The organism is Candidatus Omnitrophota bacterium (genome assembly GCA_030688425.1).
In the GTDB taxonomy this organism is placed as follows: domain Bacteria; phylum Omnitrophota; class Gorgyraeia; order Zapsychrales; family JANLHA01; genus JAUYIB01.
The window spans coordinates 360847-385344 of record JAUYIB010000012.1 but is presented as its reverse complement, the minus strand read 5'-3'; the positions used below and the strand labels follow the sequence as shown (position 1 = coordinate 385344).

Annotated in this window: 24 protein-coding genes; 22 read left to right on the top strand and 2 right to left on the bottom strand. The window is 57.9% G+C overall.

Going from position 1 to position 24498, the window contains the following annotated elements:
- The first annotated feature begins 11 nt into the window (after positions 1-11).
- The 22 genes from Q8Q08_02885 to Q8Q08_02780 all read left to right on the top strand — a co-directional run bounded on the left by Q8Q08_02885 (position 12) and on the right by Q8Q08_02780 (position 21347).
- Complete coding sequence (locus tag Q8Q08_02885) at positions 12-518, top strand: UvrB/UvrC motif-containing protein (GenBank protein ID MDP2652957.1); 507 nt, start codon at positions 12-14, stop codon at positions 516-518.
- A 16-nt stretch (positions 519-534) separates the two neighbouring features.
- Positions 535-1587: a protein arginine kinase gene (locus tag Q8Q08_02880; protein ID MDP2652956.1), complete on the top strand. Its 1053-nt coding sequence runs from the start codon at positions 535-537 to the stop codon at positions 1585-1587.
- A 33-nt stretch (positions 1588-1620) separates the two neighbouring features.
- A complete protein-coding gene (locus Q8Q08_02875) occupies positions 1621-4059 on the top strand; it encodes an ATP-dependent Clp protease ATP-binding subunit (protein ID MDP2652955.1) in 2439 nt (812 codons plus the stop codon).
- 59 nt (positions 4060-4118) lie between these two features.
- A complete protein-coding gene (locus tag Q8Q08_02870) occupies positions 4119-5093 on the top strand; it encodes a hypothetical protein (GenBank protein MDP2652954.1) in 975 nt (324 codons plus the stop codon).
- On the top strand, positions 5090-6451 hold the full coding sequence (gene radA, locus Q8Q08_02865; GenBank protein MDP2652953.1) for a DNA repair protein RadA: 1362 nt from the start codon (positions 5090-5092) through the stop codon (positions 6449-6451). The genes Q8Q08_02870 and radA overlap by 4 nt, the downstream gene beginning before the upstream one ends.
- A gap of 266 nt (positions 6452-6717) precedes the next feature.
- On the top strand, positions 6718-7698 hold the full coding sequence (locus tag Q8Q08_02860; GenBank protein ID MDP2652952.1) for a hypothetical protein: 981 nt from the start codon (positions 6718-6720) through the stop codon (positions 7696-7698).
- Between the two features lie 3 nt (positions 7699-7701).
- Complete coding sequence (gene ispD, locus Q8Q08_02855; protein ID MDP2652951.1) at positions 7702-8400, top strand: 2-C-methyl-D-erythritol 4-phosphate cytidylyltransferase; 699 nt, start codon at positions 7702-7704, stop codon at positions 8398-8400.
- A complete protein-coding gene (gene ispF / locus Q8Q08_02850; protein MDP2652950.1) occupies positions 8397-8882 on the top strand; it encodes a 2-C-methyl-D-erythritol 2,4-cyclodiphosphate synthase in 486 nt (161 codons plus the stop codon). Before ispD ends, ispF begins: the two co-directional genes overlap by 4 nt.
- 9 nt (positions 8883-8891) lie before the next feature.
- Positions 8892-9590 carry a serine O-acetyltransferase EpsC gene (epsC, locus tag Q8Q08_02845; protein MDP2652949.1) on the top strand — a complete coding sequence of 233 codons (699 nt, stop codon included), beginning with the start codon at positions 8892-8894 and terminating at the stop codon, positions 9588-9590.
- A 64-nt stretch (positions 9591-9654) separates the two neighbouring features.
- The gene (gene cysS / locus Q8Q08_02840; protein ID MDP2652948.1) at positions 9655-11055 is read left to right on the top strand and encodes a cysteine--tRNA ligase; all 1401 of its coding nucleotides are present in this window, start codon (positions 9655-9657) and stop codon (positions 11053-11055) included.
- On the top strand, positions 11052-11678 hold the full coding sequence (gene tmk / locus Q8Q08_02835) for a dTMP kinase (GenBank protein ID MDP2652947.1): 627 nt from the start codon (positions 11052-11054) through the stop codon (positions 11676-11678). The genes cysS and tmk overlap by 4 nt, the downstream gene beginning before the upstream one ends.
- Positions 11679-11684: 6 nt before the next feature.
- On the top strand, positions 11685-12668 hold the full coding sequence (locus tag Q8Q08_02830) for a DNA polymerase III subunit (protein MDP2652946.1): 984 nt from the start codon (positions 11685-11687) through the stop codon (positions 12666-12668).
- Positions 12653-13462 (top strand): stage 0 sporulation family protein, encoded by an 810-nt coding sequence (locus Q8Q08_02825; protein MDP2652945.1) that lies wholly within the window; start codon positions 12653-12655, stop codon positions 13460-13462. The genes Q8Q08_02830 and Q8Q08_02825 overlap by 16 nt, the downstream gene beginning before the upstream one ends.
- Before the next feature lie 27 nt (positions 13463-13489).
- Positions 13490-15022, top strand: a complete 1533-nt coding sequence (gene metG / locus Q8Q08_02820) for a methionine--tRNA ligase (protein MDP2652944.1) — start codon at positions 13490-13492, stop codon at positions 15020-15022.
- Positions 15023-15110: 88 nt separating this feature from the next.
- Complete coding sequence (gene mtnA, locus Q8Q08_02815) at positions 15111-16151, top strand: S-methyl-5-thioribose-1-phosphate isomerase (GenBank protein MDP2652943.1); 1041 nt, start codon at positions 15111-15113, stop codon at positions 16149-16151.
- Positions 16152-16220: 69 nt separating this feature from the next.
- Entirely contained in the window at positions 16221-17120 is a 900-nt protein-coding gene (locus Q8Q08_02810; protein ID MDP2652942.1) for a thiamine-phosphate kinase, read from the top strand.
- Between the two features lies 1 nt (position 17121).
- The gene (tsaE, locus tag Q8Q08_02805) at positions 17122-17583 is read left to right on the top strand and encodes a tRNA (adenosine(37)-N6)-threonylcarbamoyltransferase complex ATPase subunit type 1 TsaE (GenBank protein ID MDP2652941.1); all 462 of its coding nucleotides are present in this window, start codon (positions 17122-17124) and stop codon (positions 17581-17583) included.
- Positions 17580-18305: a tRNA (adenosine(37)-N6)-threonylcarbamoyltransferase complex dimerization subunit type 1 TsaB gene (gene tsaB, locus Q8Q08_02800; protein ID MDP2652940.1), complete on the top strand. Its 726-nt coding sequence runs from the start codon at positions 17580-17582 to the stop codon at positions 18303-18305. The genes tsaE and tsaB overlap by 4 nt, the downstream gene beginning before the upstream one ends.
- Positions 18302-19483: an alanine racemase gene (alr, locus tag Q8Q08_02795; protein ID MDP2652939.1), complete on the top strand. Its 1182-nt coding sequence runs from the start codon at positions 18302-18304 to the stop codon at positions 19481-19483. Before tsaB ends, alr begins: the two co-directional genes overlap by 4 nt.
- 91 nt (positions 19484-19574) lie before the next feature.
- Entirely contained in the window at positions 19575-19880 is a 306-nt protein-coding gene (locus tag Q8Q08_02790; GenBank protein ID MDP2652938.1) for a DUF134 domain-containing protein, read from the top strand.
- Entirely contained in the window at positions 19847-20926 is a 1080-nt protein-coding gene (arsB, locus tag Q8Q08_02785) for an ACR3 family arsenite efflux transporter (protein ID MDP2652937.1), read from the top strand. The genes Q8Q08_02790 and arsB overlap by 34 nt, the downstream gene beginning before the upstream one ends.
- Positions 20919-21347, top strand: coding sequence for an arsenate reductase ArsC (locus tag Q8Q08_02780; protein MDP2652936.1), 429 nt, complete (start codon positions 20919-20921; stop codon positions 21345-21347). The genes arsB and Q8Q08_02780 overlap by 8 nt, the downstream gene beginning before the upstream one ends.
- Positions 21348-21502: 155 nt before the next feature.
- On the opposite strand, the gene Q8Q08_02775 is transcribed toward Q8Q08_02780, so the two are convergent.
- Positions 21503-23170 carry a putative transporter gene (locus tag Q8Q08_02775; GenBank protein ID MDP2652935.1) on the bottom strand — a complete coding sequence of 556 codons (1668 nt, stop codon included), beginning with the start codon at positions 23168-23170 and terminating at the stop codon, positions 21503-21505.
- 211 nt (positions 23171-23381) lie between these two features.
- Complete coding sequence (locus Q8Q08_02770) at positions 23382-24485, bottom strand: LptF/LptG family permease (GenBank protein ID MDP2652934.1); 1104 nt, start codon at positions 24483-24485, stop codon at positions 23382-23384.
- Positions 24486-24498: the final 13 nt, after the last annotated feature.

Genomic DNA, 24498 nt, shown 5'->3' with positions numbered 1-24498 from the left:
AGGACGCGATTATGCTTTGCGACATTTGCAGCAAGAAAAAAGCGACTGTCCATCTGACCGAGATCGTCGACGACCAGATGACCGAGATGCACCTCTGCGAAGAATGCGCGCGGGAGAAGAGCGTGCAGATGGAGCAGCAGTTCGGCCTGGCGGACCTTTTGGCCGGGCTGGCGGATTTCGGCAAGCAGGTCAAGGAATTCGAGAAGGTCAAACTGGAATGCCCGGCCTGCGGCATGAGCTACGAGGATTTCCGAAAATTCGGCCGTCTGGGCTGCGGGAATTGTTACCCGGCCTTCAAACAGCACCTTTCATCGCTGTTGAAAAAGATCCATGGGTCCGGCCGCCATGTCGGCAAGTCGCCGACGAAATTGATCCAGGCGCAGGCCGGCAAGAAAGCCGTGGACACCCTCCAGGATTTGCGTCATCAACTGCAGAGGGCGATCGAATCGGAAGATTTTGAAAAAGCGGCGGAGTTGCGCGACAAGATCCGCCAGGCGGAAAGCCGCGAACAGGCATAGACTTCAGGGAGAACAGATGGACCTTAATGAACTGATCAACCGGACCGGCGAATGGCTCAAAGGCACGGGGCCGCATTCGAACATCGTGATGTCCTCGCGCATCCGTCTCGCCCGTAACCTCAGTCAGGTGCCGTTTCCCAACCGGGCGAGCAAGAAGGGTCTGATCGAGACCATCGAGCTCGTTCAGAAGGCCTTGTCCGGGGTCGAGAGGATGAAAAGCAGCACGACCTTCAAGATCAACGACCTGGACAATATCGACCGTCAATTCCTGGTCGAGCGTCATCTCATGAGCCACGAGCATGCGACCAACACCGAGTCCAAAGCGCTGGTCGTGGCCGAGGACGAAACGGTCTCCATCATGATCAACGAGGAAGATCATCTGCGCATCCAGGGCATCGGTTCGGGGTTTAATCTGAGCGAAACCTGGGATTTGATCAATTCGCTCGACGACCATTTGTCCCAGTCCCTGGATTTCGCCTTCTTGCCGGAGTGGGGGTACCTGACCGCCTGTCCGACCAACACCGGGACCGCCATGCGCGGCTCGGTGATGCTGCACCTTCCGGCCCTGGTCATGACCAAGCAGATCAACAAGGTCCTGGCCGCCATCGCCAAATTGAGTTTCGCCTCGAGAGGTTTTTACGGCGAGGGGACCCAGGCCAGCGGGAACTTTTACCAGATCTCCAACCAGGTGTCCCTCGGCCATAGCGAGGAGGACATCATTCAGAACATCAACGGGTTGATCCGCCAGGTCATCGAGCAGGAAGAGCAGGCCCGTCAGGCCCTGCTGATGCAGAACAAGCCGATGCTGGAGGACAAAATTTTCCGTTCGCTCGGTATCCTCAAGAATGCGCACATCATCTCCAGCCAGGAAACCGTGGAGCTGCTGTCCATGGTGCGGCTGGGGATCGACCTGGGCATCGTCAAGGACGTGGACCGCAAGACCATGAACGAGTTGTTCATCATGATCCAGCCGGCGCACCTGCAAAAGCTTGAAGGCAAAAAACTCACAACGACATCCCGGGATTCCCGGCGGGCCAGCTTGATTCGTCAGAAGTTCGGCTCGGTTTAATCCAATCCGGCATCAACGAGGAGGACTCAAGGAATGTTCAATAGATTCACCGAACGGGCCAGGAAAGTCATCGTCTACGCTAAGGAAGAGGCGAGGCGTTTTAACCACGATTACATCGGGACCGAACATCTTCTGCTGGGGCTGATCCGCGAAGGCGAGGGCGTGGCCGCCGCGGTCCTGCAGAAGCTCGGCCTTGATCTTGAGACGATCCGCATTGAGGTGGAAAAGCTGGTCCAGCCCGGTCCTCAGACCCAGGTCCTGGGCGACATTCCGTTCACCCCACGCTCGAAAAAAGCCCTCGAACTTTCCGCCGAAGAGGCGCGCGCCCTCGGGCATAATTATATCGGGACAGAGCATCTTCTCCTCGGTCTTGTCAAGGAAGGCGAAGGCATGGCCTATCGCGTGCTCCTGAATCTCGGCCTGGACCTCGGCAAACTGCGCAACGAGGTCATGGAGCTCCTCGGTTCGGGAATTCCCGGGTTTAACGCCCAGGAGCAGACCGGCGGAGGGCGGTCCGGCAAGACCCCGGCGATCGACGCCTACGGCCGCAACCTCAACAAGCTGGCCAAGGAAAACAAGCTGGATCCCGTCATCGGGCGGCAGAACGAGATCGAGCGTATCGTCCAGATATTGAGCCGGAGGACCAAGAATAATCCGGTCCTTCTCGGCGAGGCCGGCGTGGGCAAGACCGCCATCGTCGAAGGCCTGGCCCAGCTGATCATCAAGGGCGACGTCCCTGAGCTTCTGCGCGAGAAGAATATCGTGGTCCTGGACCTGGCGCTCATGATCGCGGGCACCAAATACCGCGGCCAGTTTGAAGAGCGCATCAAGGCGATCATGGACGAAATCAAGCGGTCCGGCAAGATCGTCCTGTTCATTGACGAGCTTCATACCCTTGTCGGCGCCGGGGCCGCCGAAGGCGCGATCGACGCGGCCAACATCCTCAAGCCGGCCCTGGCCCGCGGCGAGATCCAGTGCATCGGCGCCACCACGCTGGACGAATACCGGAAACATATCGAAAAAGACGCGGCCTTGGAGCGGCGTTTCCAGACCATCATGGTGGACCCGCCGTCCGTCGAGCAGGCGATCCAGATCCTCCAGGGGCTGCGCGACAAATATGAGGCGCATCACCGCGTGAGATATTCCGACGAGGCCCTGGAAGCTGCCGTCAAATTGTCGGACCGTTATATTTCCGGCCGTGCCCTGCCGGACAAGGCCGTGGACATCCTGGATGAGGCCGGCTCCCGTGCGAGGATCAAGGCCATGGAGGTCCCGCCGGACATCAAGGACCTGGAATTACAGATCGAGCAGTTGCGCAAGGAAAAAGAGGCCTTCATCAAGAGCCAGGATTTTGAAAAGGCCGCCAGCATGCGCGACCAGGAACGTATCACGCGCGAGAAGCTGGAAAAGTTGCGCGCCGAGTGGAGCGAGCGCCGGGACACCGTGACGGTCACCGTCGGAGAAGAGGACATCGCCCGGGTCATTTCCCAGTGGACGCAGATCCCCCTGGTGCGGCTTGGACAGAACGAAAGCGAGAAGCTCCTCAAGATGGAGGAGCAGATGCGCAAAAACGTCGTCGGGCAGACCGAGGCCATCAGCGCGATCGCCCGCGCCGTCCGCCGTTCGCGGGCCGGGATCAAGGACCCGAAACGTCCGATCGGATCGTTCATCTTTCTGGGGCCGACCGGCGTGGGAAAAACCCTGCTCGCCCGTGTTCTGACCGAATTCATGTTCGGCGACGCCGACGCCCTGATCCAGATCGACATGTCGGAATACATGGACAAGTTCAACGTCTCGCGCCTGATCGGCGCGCCGCCGGGATATGTCGGGTATGAAGAAGGCGGCCAGCTGACCGAAAAGGTCCGGCGCAAACCGTATTCCGTTGTCCTCCTCGATGAGATCGAGAAGGCCCATCCGGACGTATTCAATATCCTCCTGCAGGTTTTTGAAGAAGGCCGCCTCACCGACAGCCTGGGGCGCAAGGTGGATTTCCGCAACACGATCATTATCATGACCTCCAACGTCGGCGCGGAGATGCTGCGCAGCAAGGGGTCGCTGGGGTTCGTCTCTCCGGCGGGCGACGCCACCTACTCCGACATGAAGACGCGCCTTCTGGACGAAGTGAAAAAGGTTTTTAAGCCGGAATTCCTCAACCGTATCGACGACATCATCGTGTTCCAGTCCCTGACCAAGGAGAACCTCCAGCAGATCGTTGATCTGGAGGTCAAGCACGTCACGGCACGGCTCAAGGACAAGGATATCCTTGTGGAATTGAGCCCCGAAGCGCTGGAACTGTTGATCGAGAAAGGGTTTGACCCCGTCTTCGGGGCCAGGCCTCTCAAGAGGACCATCCAGCGCCTGTTGGAAGATCCTTTGGCGGAAGAGATCATCTCCGGCCAGTACAAGGACGGGACCAGGATCAAGGTCAACCGAAGAAACGACAACCTGGTCTTCGAAAAGCCGGAACCTTAATCCCGGACTGTCCCGCCGCGGCGGGCAGTTCCCCCGTGCGGCACCGGACGGGATTCTCCATGAAGCGACTTCTCATTGGCCTCGCTTTTTTGTTAGGGTCGGTTTCCCCATCGGTCTCCGAGGCGAAGGTCCTTGTCCCTTTCAGCGGCCGCATCGATCCCGGGCAAAAAACGTTTGAATTCATCATCGGCGCGGACGACAACCGGGCCATCGCCCTGAAAGCCGAGCAGACCGCGGACCGGCAGTACCAGATCACGGTCAATATCGATCATCTGAAAACCCCGGTTTTTGAGATCTCGTCGGTCCTGGAGATTCCCCTGGAGATCGGCCGTGACGAGAAACAGAAGGTCCCCAAGATCAGCGGGAAAATTTGGAGCAACTATACGTTGGTCAATTTTCAGCCGGTGAGGGAACTTTCCGGGCAGTTTGAATTCAGAAACAACACCATCTTCATCCATTATTTGCTCGTCGGCAGCCTGACCTGCAAGGGGTCTTTCTCTCTGGCCGATCCGTATCCGGTGAATATGACCGTCCAAACCCTGGGGATCGACATCGGGGATTTTCTGGCCTTTTGGCTGAAGGAGGGGGCCGGGAAGGCCTCCGGTCCCCTGGCCGGGGAACTTCTTTTTTCAGGGCCATTGAGCCGGGTCCAGGTGAAAGGCAGTTTTTTGAGCGAGTACGGGACGATCAAGACGTCGACGTACCAGAATTTTGTCCTGAACTTTGAAGGCGTCTTCCCGTTCGTGCAGTTGACCAATTCCAGCATCACCAATGCCAATGGTTTCACTTCCAATGTGACCGGCCAGATCGACATCAGGGACCTTGCGAACCTCGACCGGCAGATCAAGGGTTTGAAAAAAGAGGCCATCGTGAGCCAGGAAGGGGACAATCTGGAATGGACCCTCAAGAGGATCAAGGGTGAGAAGGGGTCCGCGACGGAATTGAAGTATCTGAAAACTAACGACGGCAGTCCCGGCAACTATACTCAGGACGAGGACGACATGATCGGCGTTGAAAGGAAAGTCTCTTTCTGATGAAGACTAAAACCATCTACGTCTGCCAGAGCTGCGGAGCCCAGGCCCCCCGGTGGATCGGCCGGTGCCCTGAGTGCGAGAGCTGGAACAGCTATGTCGAGGAAAACACCGCGCCTGTCCCCCAGGAAAAACGGGGCGGTGTCGTTTTCAAGGACAAACCGGTCCTGCTGAAGGATGTTGTGGCCGGCGGGGAAAAGCGGATGACCACCGGCATCGCGGAATTTGACCGTGTGATGGGTGGCGGGGTCGTCCCGGGATCGGTGACGCTCATCGGCGGGGACCCCGGCATCGGCAAGTCCACCCTCATGCTCCAGATCATGTGCGCCCTGAGCGCCCAGGGGCAGAACGTCCTTTATGTCAGCGGTGAGGAATCCGTCCAGCAGACCAAGATGCGGGCGGACCGGATCGCCAAGGACCCGAAGCACCTTTATATCGTCAACCAGATCGACCTGAGCGTGATCCTCAACGACATCAAAAAGATGATGCCCCAGATTGTGGTGATCGATTCGATCCAAGTGGTCCATCACCCGGAAGTCGCTTCGAGCCCCGGCAGCGTCACGCAGGTCCGGGAGAGCGCGGCGATCCTCACGCAATTGGCCAAGACCGCGGGGATCGCGCTTTTTATCATCGGCCACGTGACCAAGGAAGGCATGCTGGCCGGCCCGCGGGTACTGGAGCATCTGGTGGACACGGTCCTGTATTTTGAGGGGGAACGTTACACCGCGTACCGCGTCCTGCGGACAACCAAAAATCGCTTCGGCTCGACCAACGAGATCGGCGTCTTTGAAATGACTTCTTCCGGATTGTCCGAGGTCCTGAATCCGTCGGAAATCTTTTTGTGCGAGCGGCCGCAGAACGCCACCGGTTCGGTCGTGGTGCCGGTCCTGGAAGGCACGCGGCCGTTTCTGGTCGAGGTCCAGGGCCTTGTGAGCCGGTCGAATTTCGGGATCGTCCGGCAGAAGGCCCAGGGGTTTGACCCTAACCGCCTGGCCCTGCTCGTGGCGGTTTTGGAGAAACGGCTCGGGCTGAATTTGGGAGACAAGGACATTTTCTTGAACGTTGTCGGCGGAGTCAAGGTGATGGACCCTGCGGGGGACCTGGGCGTGGCGCTGGCCGTGGCCTCGGCCCTCCTGGACAGGCCTGTCCCGTTCGATACCGTCGTCCTTGGAGAAGTCGGCCTTTCCGCAGAGGTGCGGAGCGTTTCCCAGCTTGCCGTGCGTTTGAACGAGGCCGAGAAACTTGGATTTAAGCGCTGTATCATCCCGGCCAATAACCTCAACGCCCGCGGCGGGTTCAAGGACACGAAATTGGTCATGACGGCCGTGCACACGGTCAAGGAAGCGCTGGAGAGTTTATGAGCCCCAAACTTGCGGAGCCGTAGGCGGCGTAAGTTTGCTGGGCGAACCCATTCGCTTCGTTCAGGGCCCCGCCGATTCGACCGCCGGAGGCGGGGCTGGGAGGGGTTCGCAACTGGGGCAATACTCTGAAAAAACGTTGGTGCGGTTTTTCCGGATGTATCATTTCGGGAACTGCATTTTGGAGAAATAACATTCCCTTCGCCCGTTGCCGGTTGTTTTTGGTGACGACTTATCGTTAGGCGAAGGTCACAGGGGAGGAGTTGTCCATGACATTATTATTCGTCCGGGCGTTTTTTCTGATCATCTGCGGGTTTGTCGGGTCCTATCTCGGGTCGATCCAGGACCAGTCGACCAACGGGATGATGGCGGGTGTCGCCAGCGGGTTCGTGCTGATTTTCGCGGAGATGAGCCTCCGCCGCGTTTCGGTGCGCGGGCTCTCGAGCATGGTCTTCGGCCTGTTGCTCGGGTTCTTCATGGCAAAGCTCCTGACGGATATTTTGTCTCTCCTTCCCCTCGGGGAATTCTGGCATTCCGTTCTGCGGGTCATCCTGACGCTGATCTTTTCCTATCTCGGCGCGGTCATGGCCCTGCGGGGGAAAGACGAGTTTCATGTCATCATCCCGTATGTCCGGTTCAAGCGCCAGGAGATGGGAGAGCGGGTGATCCTGCTGGACACCAGCGCGATCATCGACGGGCGGATCGCGGACATTTATAAAACAGGTTTTGTCCCCGGGCGTCTGCTGGTGCCGCGTTTCGTTCTCCAGGAACTTCAGAAAATTTCGGACGCTCACGAGGAGATCAAACGCCAGCGCGGCCGCCGGGGTATGGAGATCCTCAAGACCATGCAGAAGGACACAAAAATGAACCTCATCGTCCGGGAAGACGACGTCCCCGGGTCTTTGGGAGTCGACGCCAAGCTGGTCCAACTGGCCAAGATGATGGATGGGAGCATCTGCACCATGGACGCCAATCTGGGACATGTCGCGTCCCTGCAGGGCGTGGAGGTCCTGAACATCAATGAATTGGCCGATTCCGTCAAGCCGGTCGTGCTGACGGGAGAAGAGATCGAGACCCGTCTGGTCAAAGAGGGCAAGGAGCCGAACCAGGCCGTCGGATATCTGGATGACGGCACGATGATCGTTGTGGCGGACGGCCGGCGGATGATCGGGCAGAAGGTCGGGGTGCTGGTGACGTCCGTGCTCCAGACCCAGTCCGGGCGGATGATTTTTGCGAAGCTCAAGGCATGAGTTATGGGCATAAAAATCCAAGTCATTATTCCGGCGGCGGGTTCGGGGACGAGACTGAAGGCCTCCGTGGCCAAGCCGTTGGTGCTCCTGGCCGGCAAGCCGCTCGTCGTCCACAGTCTTGAAGTTTTTCAAAAAAGCCCGGTGATCCATAGTATAATTGTGGTTACCCGGCGGGGATTGATCGGCCGTTTTCAGGCGCTGGCGAAGAGGTTCCGGATCTCGAAGGTCGTGAAGATCCTTGCAGGAGGCGCCACCCGCTCGGATTCGGTTTATGAAGGGTTGAAGGCTGTTGACGCGGACACGGATGTTGTGGCTGTCCATGACGCGGCCCGGCCCCTTTTGAGCGCGGAGGTTTTGTCCCGGGCCCTGCAGCTGTGCCGGAAGGAACCGGCGGTGATCGTGGCAGTCCCGGTCAAATCCACGGTAAAAAAGGCCGATCCCAAGAACCTGCATGTCCTGGAAACCTTGCCGCGGGACGTCCTGTGGGAGGCCCAGACGCCGCAGATTTTTCGGAAAGATATTCTGTTTCGCGCCCACCAGGCCAGGCTGTGCTGTGAACCGACCGATGACGCGGTCCTGGTCGAGAAGATGGGCGTGAGGGTCAAGATTTTGAAAGGCGACGACCGCAACATCAAAGTGACCACCCGGACGGACCTGGCGGTCGCCGAAGTCTTGTTAAAACTGAAAGGGAAATTGAGATGAGCCAGCGAGTCGGTATCGGGTATGACGCCCACCGTTTTGTCAAAGGCCGCAAGTTGTTTCTGGGAGGTGTGGAGATCCCTTACGGTATGGGGCTGGCGGGCCATTCGGACGCGGACGTCCTGATCCACGCCATCTGCGACGCCATCCTCGGCGCCATGGGCAAGGGGGACATCGGCGAGCATTTTCCCAACACGGATTTCCGGTTTAAGAACATTTCAAGTTTGAAGCTGCTCAAGTCCGTTTTCGACGTCATGAAGAAAGAGAGATACAACATTAACAACGTGGACGCGGTCGTCGTGGCCGAGGAACCCAACCTCAAGGCCTTTAAGAAAATCATGTGTTCCCGGATCGCCCGGGAATTGTCGATCAAGGAAACGGCCGTCAACATCAAGGCCACCACCAACGAAGGCATGGGGTTCGCGGGCCGGAAAGAAGGCGTGTCGGCCTACGCGACGGTGTTATTGAAAAAAACCAGATCTTAGGAGCGAGCCATGATTGTTTTAACGGTTTTGCTGACCATCGCCGTTTTTTTACTGCTGGTCTCGATCGTTTTCTCGGACGAGCTCAAGGCCACCAAGGACCGCGACCCGGCGGCGAAGAATGTCGTCGAGATCCTGCTGCTGTATCCGGGCCTGCACGCCATGATCTTTTACCGGATCTCCAACTGGCTTTGGAGAAAGGGCGTGCCGTTTTTCCCGCGTGCGATTTCCCAGCTGGCGCGGTTTTTGACCGGCGTTGAAATCCATCCCGGCGCCGCCATCGGCAAGGGGCTGTTCATCGACCACGGCATGGGGGTCGTGATCGGGGAGACCGCGATCATCGGCAGCAACGTCACGTTGTTCCAGGGGGTGACGCTCGGTGGGACCGGCAAGGAAACCGGCAAACGCCATCCGACCTTGGGCGACAACGTGGTTGTGGGGACCGGGGCCAAGGTCTTGGGGAACATCACGATCGGATCGAATTCGTACGTCGGGGCGAACGCGGTTGTCCTGAAGAGTGTCCCGCCCAATGCCACGGTGGTGGGCGTCCCCGGCCATATCACCAAGCAGGACGGGCAGCGGCTTGACACCATGATGGACCATGTCCACGCTTCGGATCCGGTCATGCAGAACATGACCGATCTTTTGCGCCGGATCAAGACGCTGGAAGACCATTCCCGGAAACGCCCGTCCCCGGAAGGGCGCGAATAAATTGTGAGGTTTTTCCGCAGCGCCGCGCCCCGGCGGGACGCTGTGGTTCTTTTAGGATCTCCTGATGAAGATTTATAACTCTCTGACCAAGAAAAAAGAGGACTTTGTCCCCCTTAAGGGCAAGTCTGTGCGCATTTACACCTGCGGGGCCACGGTCTATGACCTTTGTCACATCGGCCATGCCCGCAGCCTGTATGTCTTTGACATGATGTGCCGGTATCTGAAGTTCCGCGGGTATGACGTCAAGTTTGTCCGCAACATCACGGATGTGGACGACAAGATCATCGCCCGCGCCAACGAAACCGGCAAGACCAGCGACGCGGTGGCCGAAGCCAACATCGACGCCTATTATCGCGATCTGGCGAGCCTGGGGATCGGCAAGGCCGACCTCGAGCCGCGGGCCACGGAAAACGTCGGCGACATGGTCAAGCACATCCAGGCCTTGATCGACAAGGGGTTCGCCTACGCCAAGGACGGGGACGTGTACTTTGAAGTGCGCAAGTTCTCCGACTACGGAAAACTCTCTGGCCAGAGCATCGACAAAATGATGGAGGCGGTCCGCATCGAGAAGGACGAGAAGAAGCGAGACCCTCTCGATTTCGCCCTGTGGAAAAGATCCAAGGAAGGCGAACCCTGGTGGGACAGCCCCTGGGGCCGGGGACGCCCGGGCTGGCACATTGAATGCTCCTGCATGAGCATGAAATACCTCAACACCGATACCCTGGACATCCACGCCGGCGGCCGCGACCTGATCTTCCCGCACCATGAGAACGAGATTGCCCAGTCCGAGGCCTACACGGGCCAGCCGTTCGCCAAATACTGGATCCATCACGGCCTGGTCACCATCAACGGGCAGAAGATGGCCAAGTCCCTCGGCAATTTCATCACGATCCAGGACGCCGTCAAGAAATATCCGGTGGACGAATTGAAGCTGTTGTTTTTGTCGTCGCATTACGCCAGCCCGATCGATTTCACGGAAGAGAAAATGTCCGAGATGCACAAGGCCATCCAGCGTTTCGACGTCCTGTTCTGGAAGGCTTTTGAAATGATCAAGCACCGGAAGGTCTATGACTCCCGGCCGGTGGAGTTCATCGAGAACCGCAAGGCCGATTTTCTCGCGGCGATGGACGACGATTTCAACACCCCGCAGGCCCTGGCCACGCTGTTTGACCTGGTCAACGACACCAACAAATACATCGACCGCGGTCAGAGGGATGACGCCTACACCGACGTGATCTTTCAGGCCGTGGACACCCTCGAGCATCTGGGACGGGAAATTTTCGGGCTTTTCCTTAAAGAACAGGACAAGCCATTGAGTGCCGAGATGCAGGGGCTTCTGGACGACCGCAAGCAGGCCCGCGCGTGCAAGGATTTTCAGCGTTCTGACGAGCTGCGGGAGCTGCTCAAGCAAAAAGGCGTTGCCGTCGAAGACACCAAGGACGGCCAGACCTGGAGGTGGCTGTGAGCCGGCCCGTGGGCAAATTCATCACCTTTGAAGGCTCGGAAGGGTCTGGCAAGAGCACCCAGGCCGCCCTGGTCTGCGATTATCTGAAAGGCCGGAAGAAGCCGGTCCTTTTCTTGCGGGAACCCGGCGGGGTCAGGATCAGCGAAGAAGTCCGGCGTATTTTGCTGAGCGTGAAGAACACGGACATGGCGGATGAATGTGAAACGTTGCTCTACATGGCCGCGCGGGCGCAGCTGGTCAAGGAAGTGATCCGTCCGGCCTTGAAGCAGGGGAAGATCATCCTGTGCGACCGTTTTCTGGATTCGACGGTCGTGTATCAGGGATACGGCAACGGGGTGGACATCGCGGAGATCAAGAGGATCGGCAAGTTCGCCACCGGCGGGATCGCGCCGGATTTGACGTTGTTGTTCGATATTGAGACCCGCAAAGGTCTCAGACGCAAGGGCAAGGTCAAGGACCGGATCGAATTGAGATCCGTGCCCTATCACACCCGCGTGCGGAGGGGGTACCTGGCGCTGGCCCGGCATGAACCCGGGCGCGTCAAGGTGATCTGCGCCGAAGGCAGCCGTGAAGAGATTTTTAAAAAGGTGAAGGCGTACATCGACAGGCTTTTAGACAGCTGAGGGCTGATGGGAACCGTTTCTGCAGGATATGTGGACATCTCCGTGGTCAACCGTTTCGTCGCGCTACTGAAAAGCGGGAAGTTGGCGCACGCGTATCTGTTGATAGGGCCGTTGCATTCCGGCAAGAGCGAAACAGCCCTTCGGATCGCGGCCATGGCGGTCTGCCCGCATTGTCTGGAAACGGCCGGGGAGGAGGCGGAAAGCTCCTGCTCCGCCGCGGTCCGAATCCGTTCCGGCAATCATCCGGACGTCCGCGTCGTTGAGCTTGGGGAAGGCCAGGTCATCGGCATCGACCAGATCAAGGACGCTGTGGCCCAGATGCAGCTGAGGCCGTTCGAGGCCGCCCGCAAAGTCTGCGTCATCAGGGAGGTCGAGAGACTTTCCGCGGAAGCGGGCAACGCGCTTTTGAAGACCCTGGAAGAGCCGACGTTGCACAGTCTCTTTTTGCTGACCACCGCCGTTCCCGAGCGCAATCTGGGCACGATCCGCTCCCGCTGCCACGCGGTGCATTTTCCGTCCTGGCCCAAGGAGAAGCTTGCGTCGCGGTTAAAAAATGATTATGCTATTAACGACGATGCCGTCCGTTTTTTGACCCTTTTTTCCGAGGGGTGCTGGGGCCGGGCAAAGGCCCTCCAGGAGAGCCGGCTTTTTGAGCGGAAAAACGAGATCCTGGACCGCTTCCTGGGCGACCGGGACGCGGAATCGTTCATCAAGACCGTCCTGCCGGACAAGGACAAGACCAAGGAAGTGCTGGACGTGCTCCTGAGTTTCTTCCGGGACGTGTTGCTCGTCAAGAGCGGCGCTCCGGCCGAGGGGCTGATGCACGCCGACCGGAGTCCGGAGATCGCGGATCTCGCCCGGCGCTATTCGCTCGCGCAGATCAGCGGGATCATCGGCCAAATCGTGGAAACCGAACAGATGCTCGGGGACAATTTGAACGTGAAGATCCCCGCTTATATTTTGAAGGAGAAGATATGGGCAAGATCATAGAAGTGAAGGTGGGGGAATACCGGCCCGTCCAGGTTTTTGATCTGAACGACATCCCCTGCGACCGGGACGACCATGTCGTCGTCGAGGTGGACCGGGGCACGGAGTTCGGCCGCGTGGTGTCCCATGAGAAGGCGGCGTGCGAAGGCAAGACGGAAGCCTCTGTCGGCAAGGTCCTGCGCAAGGCCACCGAAGGCGACATGAACCAGGTCGCCAATAACCGCATCAAGGCCCAGGACGCCATCAACATCTGCCTGCGCAAAATCAACGAGCGCAAGCTCGACATGAACATCATCAAGGCCGAATACACCTTCGACTGCAGCAAGATCATTTTTTTCTTCCTGTCCGAAGGGCGGGTGGACTTCCGCAACCTCGTGAAAGACCTCGCCAAGATCTTCCGGGTGCGCATCGAGCTCAAGCAGGTCGGCGTCCGGGACAAGGCCAAGATCGTCGGAGGCTTCGGCGTCTGCGGCCGGGAATTGTGCTGTTCGTCCTACATGAAAAATTTTCACGCCTTGTCCATCAAAATGGCCAAGGAACAGGAACTTCCGCTCAACCCGTCGCGGATCTCGGGGGTGTGCGGCCGGATCAAGTGCTGCATGGCCTACGAGTTTTCCGTTTACCGGGAGCTCGCCAGGGAAATGCCCCGGCCCGGGGACAAGGTCACCACGCCGGAAGGCAAGGGCCGCGTGAAGGACATCAATATCCTCAAACAGTACGTCATTGTCGACCTGGGCGAGGGAAAGACGGTCAAACTGTCCTATTCTTCACCCCAGCCGGCGAGCGTGTCTGCTTAAGGGACGCATCCGCCTCCGGTGCAATCCATGCCTAAATTTTACGTTACAACGCCTATTTATTACGTCAACGACGCTCCGCACATCGGGCATGTCTATTCGACCACCATGGCGGACATCCTGGCGCGGTATCACCGGTTGCAGGGGGAGGACGTTTTTTTTCTGACCGGGACCGATGAACACGCGGCCAAGGTCGTGGAATCCGCCCAGCAGAACGGCAAGACGCCGATGCAATGGGCGGACCGCAACGCCCAGGCCTTCAAGGACACGTTTCGGAAGCTCGGCATCACCAACGACGATTTCATCCGCACCACGGAATCCCGCCACAAGGACAAGGTCCAGCAGTATATCGCCGAGCTCCAGAAGTCGGGCGACGTTTATCTCGGGGAATATGAAGGCTGGTATGACGCCGGGCAGGAAGAATACATCCCCGACACCAAGGCCAAAGATTACGATTACATCTCGCCGTTCAATAAAAAACCGCTTGTCCGCAAAAAGGAAAAAAATTATTTTTTTCGTTTGAGCGCCTACCAGGACCGCCTGAAGACCCTTTTGGAAGGCGGACAGGTCGACGGCCGGAAATTCTCCGTCCTGCCCGCGGCCCGCTCCAACGAGGTGCTGGGGCGGCTCAATGAGGGGCTGAACGACGTCCCGATTTCGCGCACCGGCGCGGGCGGCTGGGGGATACCCATCCCCGGCGACCCGGAACACGCGGTGTATGTCTGGATCGACGCGCTGATCAATTATCTGTCCACCGTGGACACGGATGACCGGCGCAAATACTGGCCGGCGGACGCGCACCTGATCGCCAAGGACATCCTGTGGTTCCATGCCGTGATCTGGCCGGCCATGCTGCTGGCCTTGAAGCGCCCTCTGCCCCGGGTGGTTTACGCGCACAGTTTCTGGATCAGCGAAGGCCAGAAGATGAGCAAGTCGATGGGGAATTTCGTCGACCTGCAGAAGATCGATTCTTACGTGGCCGCTTACGGCCTGGACGCCCTGCGCTGGTTTCTCGCCGTCGGCGGGCCGTGGGGGACCATGGACAGCGATTTTGCCGAGGCGAAATTCATTGAGGTCTACAACAGGGACCTGGCCAACGATTTCGGCAACCTGCTCAACCGGGTGAGCGGACTGCTCGGGAAATATTTCGACGGGACCGTCCCGGAACCGGACAAACACACGCCGGATGACCAGATGATCCTGGCTTTGGGACAGGGGTCTCTCATCAAGCTGGTCCAGCAAAATATCGAGGAATTGAAGGTCGATGAGGCGCTGGACAAGACCATGAGTCTGGTGCGCATGACCAATAAATACATTGAACAGCAGGCACCGTGGAAGTTGGCCAAGACGGACCTGTCCCGCGCCGGCTGTGTGCTGTACACCGCAACCGAGGCCCTGCGCCTGAGCGCTGTTTTACTTCAGCCCGTGATGCCCCAGAAAGCCCAAAAGGTCCTGGAGATCCTCGGCGCTGAGGGGAGCCGCTTGACGTGGGGTGAACTTAAACCGGGGACGAAATTGAAGCCCCATGACGCGCTTTTCCCGCGGATAGAGAATCGAAAATAGAAAATGGAAAATGGAAGAACGAGGATAACCGGTAAGCGGTTTTTTCGATTTTCCATCCTCCATTTTCAACCATCATTCCCTTTATAACATGTCCATCCAAACCATCACATGGATCAACGGCGCGGTCCGCATCATCGACCAGACGCTCCTGCCCAGAAAATTTCGATACCTTTATTGCCGCGATGTCAAGACTCTGTGGCACGCCATCCGGCGGCTCCAGGTCCGCGGCGCGCCGGCCATCGGTGTCGCGGCCGGCTTTGGGGTCCTTCTCGGTCTGCGGTCGTTCCGGGGCAACGAGCGGCGGAGGTTTCTCGAGGACCTGGACGACCTCTGCCATTATATCGGCAGTTCCCGCCCGACGGCCGTCAACCTGTTCAACGTCCTAAATGACATGAAGGCCGTTGTCCACGCGCATCCGGAGGCCCCGGTGCCGGAGCTGAAGAAATTGCTCCATAAAAAGGCGATGTCCATTTATGAAGAAGACCGCCGGGCCTGCCGGATGATGGGGCGGCATGGCGCCAAACTGATCAAAAGCGGCATGAACCTGCTCACGATTTGCAACGCCGGCGCGCTGGCCACCGTGGATTATGGCACTGCCGAGGGGGTCATGTCCGCCGCCAAGGGGGCCGGGAAAAAATTTAAGGTGTATGCCTGCGAAACCCGTCCGCTGTTGCAGGGCGCGCGGCTGACAACCTGGGAGCTGATGCGGGAAAAGATCGATGTCACGCTGATCTGCGACAGCATGGCCGGGACGCTGATGAAACAGGGGGAAATCGATGTCGTCTTCACCGGCGCGGACCGGATCGCCGCCAACGGAGACGCGGCCAACAAGATCGGGACATACTCCCTGGCCGTCCTGGCCCGGCATCACAAGATTCCTTTTTACATCGTGGCGCCGTATTCGACATTCGACCTCAAGATTTCCAGCGGGGAACACGTCCCGATCGAGGAGAGAGACCCTGCCGAGGTCACCCGCTTCGCCGGCGTTCCCACGGCCCCCCGAGGGGTGAAGGCCTATAACCCGGCTTTTGACGTCACGGACCATGAATTGATCCACGGCATTGTGACGGAGCGCGGAGTGATCCGGCCGCCGTATCAGAGAAATATTAAGAAAACGTTTAGCGGATAGCGGTCAGAGAATAATTTTTGATATCACCCGATATGCTGAACACGATCCGTTTTACCCGCCAGGGATTCTATGTTACTTAAAAATATCGGCGAATTCGGACTGATCGATCTTATCAAGAAAAGGGTGCGCTGCGTTCCGTCGGTGGTCAAGGGCATCGGCGATGACACCGCGGTCATGGCCCATGGCCGGGGCGGGTATCTGCTGTTCACGACCGACATGATGGCCGAAGGCACGCATTTCCGCCGCTCGGACGATGCTTTGGCCATCGGACACAAAGCCCTGGCTTGCAACATCAGCGACATCGCCGCGATGGGCGGCAGGCCGACCTATGCGACCGTGTCTCTGGGGATAGCCCCCGGGACCACCGTCGAGGCTGTCCGGGCTCTTTACCGGGGCATGGAGAGGCTGGCGCGCCGGTGCGGGGTCAGCATTGTGGGAGGGGACACCATCCGGTCGGAAAAGCTTGTGATCAACGTCTCCCTTTTGGGCGAAGCGCGAAAGTCCGAACTTGTCACGCGCGCCGGGGCTAAAAAAGGGCACTGGATCTTTGTGAGCGGCCCGCTGGGGCGTTCCTTTCCCTCCGGCAAACATTTGACATTTAACCCGCGGCTGGCGGAGTCACGGTTTTTGGTCAAGCGGTTCCGGCCGAGCGCCATGATCGACGTTTCCGACGGGCTGGCCGCCGACCTGGGGCATATCCTGGAGGCCAGCCGCGTGGGAGCTGTCGTCCGGGAAGCCGACATCCCTTTGTCCCGGGGGGCCACGGTCAAGCAGGCCCTGGAGGATGGGGAAGATTTCGAACTGTTATTCACCGTGCCGCCGCAAACGGGCCGCGCGTTGGCCGGGCTTAAATCAAAGAAATTCCATTTTTATCTGATCGGCGAAATTGTGGATGGCAGAGGGTTGGCGTTGATGGGGAGGATGCATCGCAAAACCAGGATTTCTACCAAAGGCTTCACGCATTTTTAAAATGGACGTCCAGAATATCCACTCCCGCAGTGAAAAAGAAACCCGGGATCTCGGCCGCAGCCTGGCTTCGTTCCTGAAAAAGGGCGATATCGTCTGCCTGTTCGGGGACCTGGGGTCCGGGAAGACCACCTTTGTGAAGGGCTTGGCCGAGGGTTTCAAAATTAAGCCGTCGGGAGTCAACAGCCCGACCTTTGTGCTGATGAACGTTTATGAAGGCAAGCTTCCGGTTTATCATTTTGACCTTTACCGGATCGAAGGGCAGGATTTGCCGCGGATCGGATATGAAGAATTTTTTTACGGCGACGGGATCTCGGTCGTGGAGTGGGCGGACCGGCTGGGGAACGAGATGCCGGCCGAGTACCTTTCCGTCCGCCTGGCCCATCAGTCCCCGGACGAGCGGATGATCGAAATCACGGCGCACGGCGAACAGATGTCCCGGCGGTGGGAGGCGGCCCGTTTATGAAAATTTTGTCTTTGGAGACGTCTACAAAGACGTTCAGCATCGCGGTTTCTTCCCAGGAGAAGATTCTGGCGTATCGCAATATCCGGCTGAAAAAGGTTCTGTCGTCTTCCATCATCCCGGTCATTGAAAAGATTCTCAAGGGGCTCAGGATGGAACTCCGGGACCTCGACGCCTTTGCCATCGCGCTGGGGCCGGGGTCCTTCACGAGCCTGCGCGTGGGGCTGTCCACGGTCAAGGCCCTGGCGTTCGCTTCCGGAAAGCCGGTCATCGGCGTTCCCAGCCCGGATGTCCTGGCCAGGAACGTTGCGGGCCAAGACTGCGACCAGGTTTGCACGATCTCCGATGCCCGCCGGAATTTGGTGTATGCGTGCCTGTTTGAGCGCGCCGGACGGGCGTTTGTGCGGATCAGCGACTATCAGTTGACAGAATTGTCCCGATGGCTTGATCACGTCAAAGGCCGGACGATTTTTATCGGAGACGGCGTCGGCCTGCACCGGGAAGAAATCCTCAAGGCCTATGCCGAAGCCGGCCAGGGGACGGGACACGGATGCCAGGCTCTTTTCGCGGACGAGAAATTTTGGTATCCCCAAGCCAGGGAATTGGCTAAAATAGCGTATCAGCGGTTTGTTCATCAGCGGTTTGATGACCCCGCTCGTTTGGTCCCGCTGTATTTGTACTCGGCGGATTGCCAAATTACAACAACCCCATCCGCCATTAAATGAAATACGACCTGACTGACAAAAATTTTCTCACCTGGGCTGAAATTGACCTGAAGGCCCTTCGCCACAATTATCTTCAGATCCGGAGGCTCGCCCGGAAGCAGATCGGGCAGGACCCTCCGCCGGGGCTCGCGCACCGGAGGCCGCGCGCCGTCGCCATTTTGGCCGTCATCAAGGCCGACGCTTACGGACACGGGATGCTGCGGATCGCGTCGGAACTTGATAAATTGGGCGCGGATTTCCTCGCGGTTTCGGACGTTGCGGAAGGCGTGCAGCTGCGCAAGCACGGGATCAAAAAGCCGGTCGTCCTTTTGGAATCTTCGCTCCCGTTTCTTGCCAAACAGATCGTGGATTACGGGCTGACGCCGACGGTCTGTCATTTTCCCCTGGCCTCCGCGATCCAGCGCTATGCCTCGTCCGTGAACAAGAAAGTGGATGTCCATGTCAAGGTGGACACCGGCATGGGGCGGATGGGGGTGCGGTATGAGGAGGCGGAAAATTTCATCAAATGCCTCGCGGCGTTCCCATCCCTGCGGGTCAGGGGACTGTACACGCATTTTCCGGTGGCGGATACCGACACCCGGTTCACCCGCAGGCAGATCAATGATTTGACGGACCTTGTCCGCCGGCTCGACCACCAGGCCCTGGTCATTCCTTATATCCACGCGGCCAACAGCATGGGGCTGGGCCGCTATCGCATGCCGGTTTTTAACGTGGCCCGCCCGGGGTTGATGCTCTATGGGCTTTACCCGGCGGAAAATTTGCGGCCCACGATCCGGCTGAAGCCCGTGATGAGCGTCAAGACGCGGGCCATCTTCGTCAAACATATCCCCAAGGGCGCGGGCGTCAGTTACGGCCACACCTTTGTGGCCAAAAGGAGAATGACGGTCGCCACGCTCCCGATCGGTTACCAGGACGGGTATTTCCGGTGCCTTTCCAACAAATCTTGCGCCCTGGTGCGCGGACAACGTTGCCCGCTCATCGGCCGGGTCACCATGGACCAGATCGTCGTGGACGTGACCGGCTTGAAGAATGTGCGTCTGGGGGAAGAAGTCGTGATGCTCGGCGCCCAGGGCCGTCGCCAGGTTTCCGCCGATGAACTGGCTGACCACGCCGGCACGATCAGCTACGAAATCGTCTGCAATCTCGGCAACCGTCTTCCGCGAGTCTATTTGCGATAGCAACTTTCCTGTAATATTCTCAAACACCTAAAGAATTGACAAAATATCGTTTGGGTTTATAATGCACATATGTGCATAATGGGGGTTTGGCATGAGGCCTAAAAAGACGCGCTGGATCGCCTGTGAACCCGGGGAGAGATGCTTTCAGCCCAAATGCAAAGCAGGGCATTCCCCGATAGGCGTTCATGTCACTTTGGACGAATTTGAGGCTTTGCGGCTCGCCCATTTGGAAAAACTGGAGCAAACTGAGATTGCCCGGCTGATGCGGATCCACCGTTCTACGGTCTCCCGCATTTTGACTTCAGCTCACCGAAAAATCGCTGACGCGTTGGTGAATCTCAAGGCGATCAGGATTGAGGGGGGATGTTGTGTAACACGGAAGGAGAAGAGGCATTGAAGGATTCCGCATTTCGAAAGTTGTCCTTTTGGGACCGCTTTTTAACTTTTTGGATTTTTCTTGCCATGGCTTTAGGGGTGTCTGCGGGCTTTCTATGGCCCTCCTTGGCCGGCTTCTGGAACCGTTTTCAGACAGGATCCACCAATTGGCCGATCGCCATCGGTCTCATTTTGATGATGTACCCGCCCCTGGCAAAAGTCAAATATGAAGAAATCGGCCGGATTTTTTCTAACAAAAAAATTCTCGCCTTTTCTTTGTTTCAGAATTGGGTGGCGGGACCCCTGCTGATGTTTGTTTTGGCGGCCCTGTTCTTGCGCCATTATCCGGAATACATGATCGGGGTGATTCTGGTGGGGCTGGCGCGTTGCATTGCCATGGTGATTGTCTGGAACGAGCTGGCCGAGGGGGACCGGGAGTTGGCGGCGGGTTTGGTTGCGTTCAATGCCGTGTTCCAGGTCCTTTTTTATGCGGTTTATATTTATGTGTTCATCACGTTCGGCCTGAACGCTCTGGGATTGGTCGAGGGGTTGGACTGCCACGTTTCCATGGCGGAATCGGCAAGGACAGTTTTCTTTTATTTGGGGATACCCTTTGCCGCGGGTTTCTTAAGCCGGACCGTTCTCCTGAGGGTCAAAGGGCCGGAGTGGTATGAAAAATATTTTGTTCCCAGGATCAGCCCCCTGACATTGATCGCCCTTTTGTTTACGATTTTTGTCATGTTCTCTCTGAAGGGGGAATACATCGTGAAGTTGCCCTTGGATGTGGTCCGGATCGCCGTGCCGCTCGCGATCTATTTCCTGCTGATGTGGGGAATTTCATTTTTTGTGGCGGTCCGGCTCAAGGCGAATTACGCGCAGACCGTGGCTGTGTCTTTTACCGCCGCGAGCAATGATTTTGAGCTCGCGATCGCCGTGGCTGTGGCGATCTTTGGGATCAATTCTCCTCAAGCCTTTGCCACGGTGGTGGGGCCTCTTGTGGAGGTCCCTGTTCTCATTGCGCTTGTCAATGCGGCCCTTTACCTGAAAAGGAGATGGCGTCGTGAATAGGAAGAAAATCCTTTTTGTCTGCATCCACAATTCCGCCCGGAGCCAGATGGCCGAGGAGCTTTTACGCAAAATGGCGCCGGAACGATTTGAATGCGAAAGCGCCGGGATCGAGCCGGGGGCGCTCAATCCGGTTGTCGTCGAGGTGTTGAAAGAAGAAGGGATCGACATCGCCGGCAAGGCGACGCGCGCCGTGGCCGATCTCATCCAGCGGGGGGCAAGGTATGATTATGTGGTGACGGTTTGCGACGAGACCAGCGCGGAGCGGTGTCCCACGTTCCCGGGCCGGCACACACGGATCCATTGGGGTTTTCCGGACCCGTCCCGTTTTGCAGGAACATTTGAGGAAAAATTACGGCAAACGTGCGCGGTGAAAGACGAGATCAAGAGGAAGTTGCTGGACTGGCTGAAAGAGATCTCTTAGTTATTTGGTTCAAGAGACGGCTGGGCTGTATCCCAGGCGAGTTCCGCAGCCCGAGGCTTTCATTTGCGATTCTAGAGAAAGCCGAGGAGTGAGGACTGTCTGAGCATGGGGTTACAGCCCAGCCCTTTTGTGTTAGGACACGGATTAGACGGGAATTACCGCATGAAGAAGATGACGATGATCTGCGCGCTCACCACGCGCAGGAGCATGACCAGAGGATAGACTGTGGCGTAGGCGATGGAGGGTGCGTTGGACTGCGTCATGCTGTTGGCAAAAGCCAGCGCCGGCGGATCGGTCATGCTGCCGGCCAGGATCCCGCAGATGGTCAGGTAATTGAGTTTCAGCCTGAGCTTCAGATAGAGCGCCGCGACCAGGATCGGGAGGACCGTGATGATCGTCGCGCAGCCCATCCAGTAGAACCCGTCGCCCTGCAACAGGGTATGGACGAACTGCCCGCCGGATTTGATCCCGACACAGGCCAAAAAAAGCACGATCCCGATTTCCCTCAGCATGAAATTGGCGCTGCTGGGCATATACCATATCAGTTTACCGATGCGCCCGACGTAGCTTAGGAAGATCGCCACCAGGAGCGGCCCTCCGGCCAGTCCCAGCTTGACCGGCACGGGCACACCCGGGATATGGAGCGGCCAGCTGCCCAGCAAAACGCCCAGGGCGATCCCGACAAAGATCGGCATGACCAGGGGGTGGTCGAGTTGTTTGGGCGCGTTGCCGACGTCCTTGGCGAAGCGGTTAAGATTTTCTTTGTCACCGACCACAACGATCACGTCGGCCAGGTGCAATTCCGTGTCTTCCGTGGCGGCCAGCTCGAATTCCGCGCGCATGACGCGGGTGATGGTGATTCCGTACTTGTTTTGGGTATCCAGATCCTCGATGGTCTTCCCGTCCACGTCGTGCTTGGTCACCACCAGCCGGCGCGCCTCGATGCCGCCGGACGCGGCGTTCATATCGATCTTGGCTTTTGATCCGACGATGATCTGCGCGTCCTGAAGGTTCTTCTTGGCCCCCACCAGCCGCAGGATGTCCCCTGTAAAAATTTTCGTGTCATCCAGCGCCACCTGGACCTTGCCGTCGCGCATGACGCGTGAGACAACGACCCCGGAATCTTTCAGCGTAGGGAGTTGCTCCACTGTCAGCCCGTTGAGGTTGGGGTTATCCACCCTGACTTCCAAGGTTTCCAGCTTGCCGCCTTTGCTGTGCAACTGGGCAAAGAATTCCGCTTCCTTGTGGGGATTAAGACGGAAGGCGAACCGGGTGATGAGCATGACCAGGATAATGCCCATGATGCCGAACGGGTAGGCCACCGCGTATCCCAGGCCGGGCATATTGAGAAGGTCCGGCGAAATATTCGGGATTTCTTTCAGGGCCTGCTGGGTGGCGCCCAGACTTGGGGTGTTGGTCGTGGCGCCGGAGAACAGCCCCAGGGCCGCGGGTAAAGGGATCCCGGCAAAAAAGCTCAGGCCCAGGGCGATCACGGCGCCGAAGATGACAACAAAAGCGGCCACGAGATTCAGAGTGACGCCCTGATGGCGGAACGACCGGAAGAACCCCGGGCCGACCTGCAGGCCGATGGAATAGACAAAGAGGATCAGCCCCAGTTCGCGGGTGAATTCCAATACTTCGGGGTTGATGCTGATCTGGAAATGCCCGAAGAGGATCCCTGAAAACAAGACCCCGGCGACACCCAGGCGGACACCGAAGACCGGGACGCTGCCAACGGCGAGCCCCAGGGCAATCACCAGGCTGTAGACAAAGACGGCTTGGGCAACGGAATGGCCTGTGAGGAGATCAGTGAAGAAAGTCATGGGGAAGGAACCGGTTTTTGTGAAAAATCATTACTTTGCCGCTTGAGTTATTCCAATAGATTTACCATAACGCGAAAAATTGTCAATGGATTGTTTGCGCGAAGTTCAGTTACAATCATGTACCCCGCATGATTTGCTGGCGCAAATCAAGGCTGCGGGGTTAATTCGGGCACTGACTTACGTTCACTACGTTCCGTAAGTCAAGCCCTCATTAAAATTTCGTCTTAATAAGATAGAACGCCAGGCCCAGGAAGATCATCGGCGTCATCCAGGCGGACAGGAGGGGGGTGAGGATCTCGGCCTTGCCCAGGGCCAGTCCCACGGAATTGAAGACCTGATAAAGAAAGCCGATGCCGATGGCGATGCCGAGCGAGGTGAAGGTGAAGGCCTTGCGCCGGCCGGTCAGCAGGGCCAGGGGCATGGCGGTGAGGACGATGATCAGGTTGCTCGCCGGGTACGCGATCTTCCAATGGAGGTCGACCAGAAGGTTGTTGATCGCTTTCTGGGCCCCGCTGTTGGAGAAGCGGGCGATGTATTCCTTGAGCTGGCGGATGTTCATGGCCTTGACGTTCACGCCCTGGCGCAGGAAATCCTCCGGGGTCTCCTTGATGTCGAGCAGTTTTTCAGGATAGACGCGCACCTTGGTGGGGATGTCGTCCGATTGGGAAAAGGTCGTGATGTGGCACTGGAACGCCTTCCAGGCGATGCCGGTCCACTTGCCGTTGAGGGCGACGATCTTTTCCTTGATGTTCTGCTGGTCGTCGAACCCGATGACGGTCAGCCCCTCAATGTCGAAGGAGTTGGGGTCGAAATTGTCGATATAATAAAGCCGGTTTTTGAGCCCGTAAAAGGTCAGGTTCTTGATCTTGGCGCTTTTCTTTTTCTTTTTATCCACTTCGAGGATGAAGTTTTCGTTCTTGATCCGCCGGGATTCGTTCTCGGCCCGGGGAACGAACTTTTCGTTCATATAAAAGATGAACGCCGAGACGATCAGGGCCAGGGCGATCGCCGGCCGCGTGATGTTCCAGAAATTGAGTCCGCTGGTGCGCAGGACAATGACCTCGTTGTGGTGGTTGAGCTGGCTGTAGGTCAGCAGGACCGCGATGAGGAAGGCCATGGGCACGGTCTGGGCCAGCATGATGGGCAGGAACGACGCGTAATACTGCGCCAGTATCTGCAGGGTGATCTTCTGGCTGATGAACTCGTCGAGGTTGGCCGCCGAATCGATCAGGACGTAAAGGAGACAGAAGATAAAGACCGTCGCGAGGAAAATGGATACGACGGATTTGCTGATGTAGCGGTCAAGGATGCACAAAATGGATCTCCTT

Coding starts and splice junctions, on each gene's coding strand:
- cysS (MDP2652948.1), top strand. CDS start 9,655: ATGAAGATTTATAACTCTCTGACCAAGAAAAAAGAGGACTTTGTCCCC.
- tsaB (MDP2652940.1), top strand. CDS start 17,580: ATGAAAATTTTGTCTTTGGAGACGTCTACAAAGACGTTCAGCATCGCG.
- Q8Q08_02775 (MDP2652935.1), bottom strand. CDS start 23,170: ATGACTTTCTTCACTGATCTCCTCACAGGCCATTCCGTTGCCCAAGCC.
- mtnA (MDP2652943.1), top strand. CDS start 15,111: ATGTCCATCCAAACCATCACATGGATCAACGGCGCGGTCCGCATCATC.
- Q8Q08_02860 (MDP2652952.1), top strand. CDS start 6,718: ATGACATTATTATTCGTCCGGGCGTTTTTTCTGATCATCTGCGGGTTT.
- alr (MDP2652939.1), top strand. CDS start 18,302: ATGAAATACGACCTGACTGACAAAAATTTTCTCACCTGGGCTGAAATT.
- ispF (MDP2652950.1), top strand. CDS start 8,397: ATGAGCCAGCGAGTCGGTATCGGGTATGACGCCCACCGTTTTGTCAAA.
- Q8Q08_02830 (MDP2652946.1), top strand. CDS start 11,685: ATGGGAACCGTTTCTGCAGGATATGTGGACATCTCCGTGGTCAACCGT.
- Q8Q08_02885 (MDP2652957.1), top strand. CDS start 12: ATGCTTTGCGACATTTGCAGCAAGAAAAAAGCGACTGTCCATCTGACC.
- Q8Q08_02875 (MDP2652955.1), top strand. CDS start 1,621: ATGTTCAATAGATTCACCGAACGGGCCAGGAAAGTCATCGTCTACGCT.
- Q8Q08_02825 (MDP2652945.1), top strand. CDS start 12,653: ATGGGCAAGATCATAGAAGTGAAGGTGGGGGAATACCGGCCCGTCCAG.
- arsB (MDP2652937.1), top strand. CDS start 19,847: ATGTTGTGTAACACGGAAGGAGAAGAGGCATTGAAGGATTCCGCATTT.
- metG (MDP2652944.1), top strand. CDS start 13,490: ATGCCTAAATTTTACGTTACAACGCCTATTTATTACGTCAACGACGCT.
- Q8Q08_02810 (MDP2652942.1), top strand. CDS start 16,221: ATGTTACTTAAAAATATCGGCGAATTCGGACTGATCGATCTTATCAAG.
- Q8Q08_02870 (MDP2652954.1), top strand. CDS start 4,119: ATGAAGCGACTTCTCATTGGCCTCGCTTTTTTGTTAGGGTCGGTTTCC.
- Q8Q08_02880 (MDP2652956.1), top strand. CDS start 535: ATGGACCTTAATGAACTGATCAACCGGACCGGCGAATGGCTCAAAGGC.
- tsaE (MDP2652941.1), top strand. CDS start 17,122: ATGGACGTCCAGAATATCCACTCCCGCAGTGAAAAAGAAACCCGGGAT.
- Q8Q08_02790 (MDP2652938.1), top strand. CDS start 19,575: ATGAGGCCTAAAAAGACGCGCTGGATCGCCTGTGAACCCGGGGAGAGA.
- epsC (MDP2652949.1), top strand. CDS start 8,892: ATGATTGTTTTAACGGTTTTGCTGACCATCGCCGTTTTTTTACTGCTG.
- ispD (MDP2652951.1), top strand. CDS start 7,702: ATGGGCATAAAAATCCAAGTCATTATTCCGGCGGCGGGTTCGGGGACG.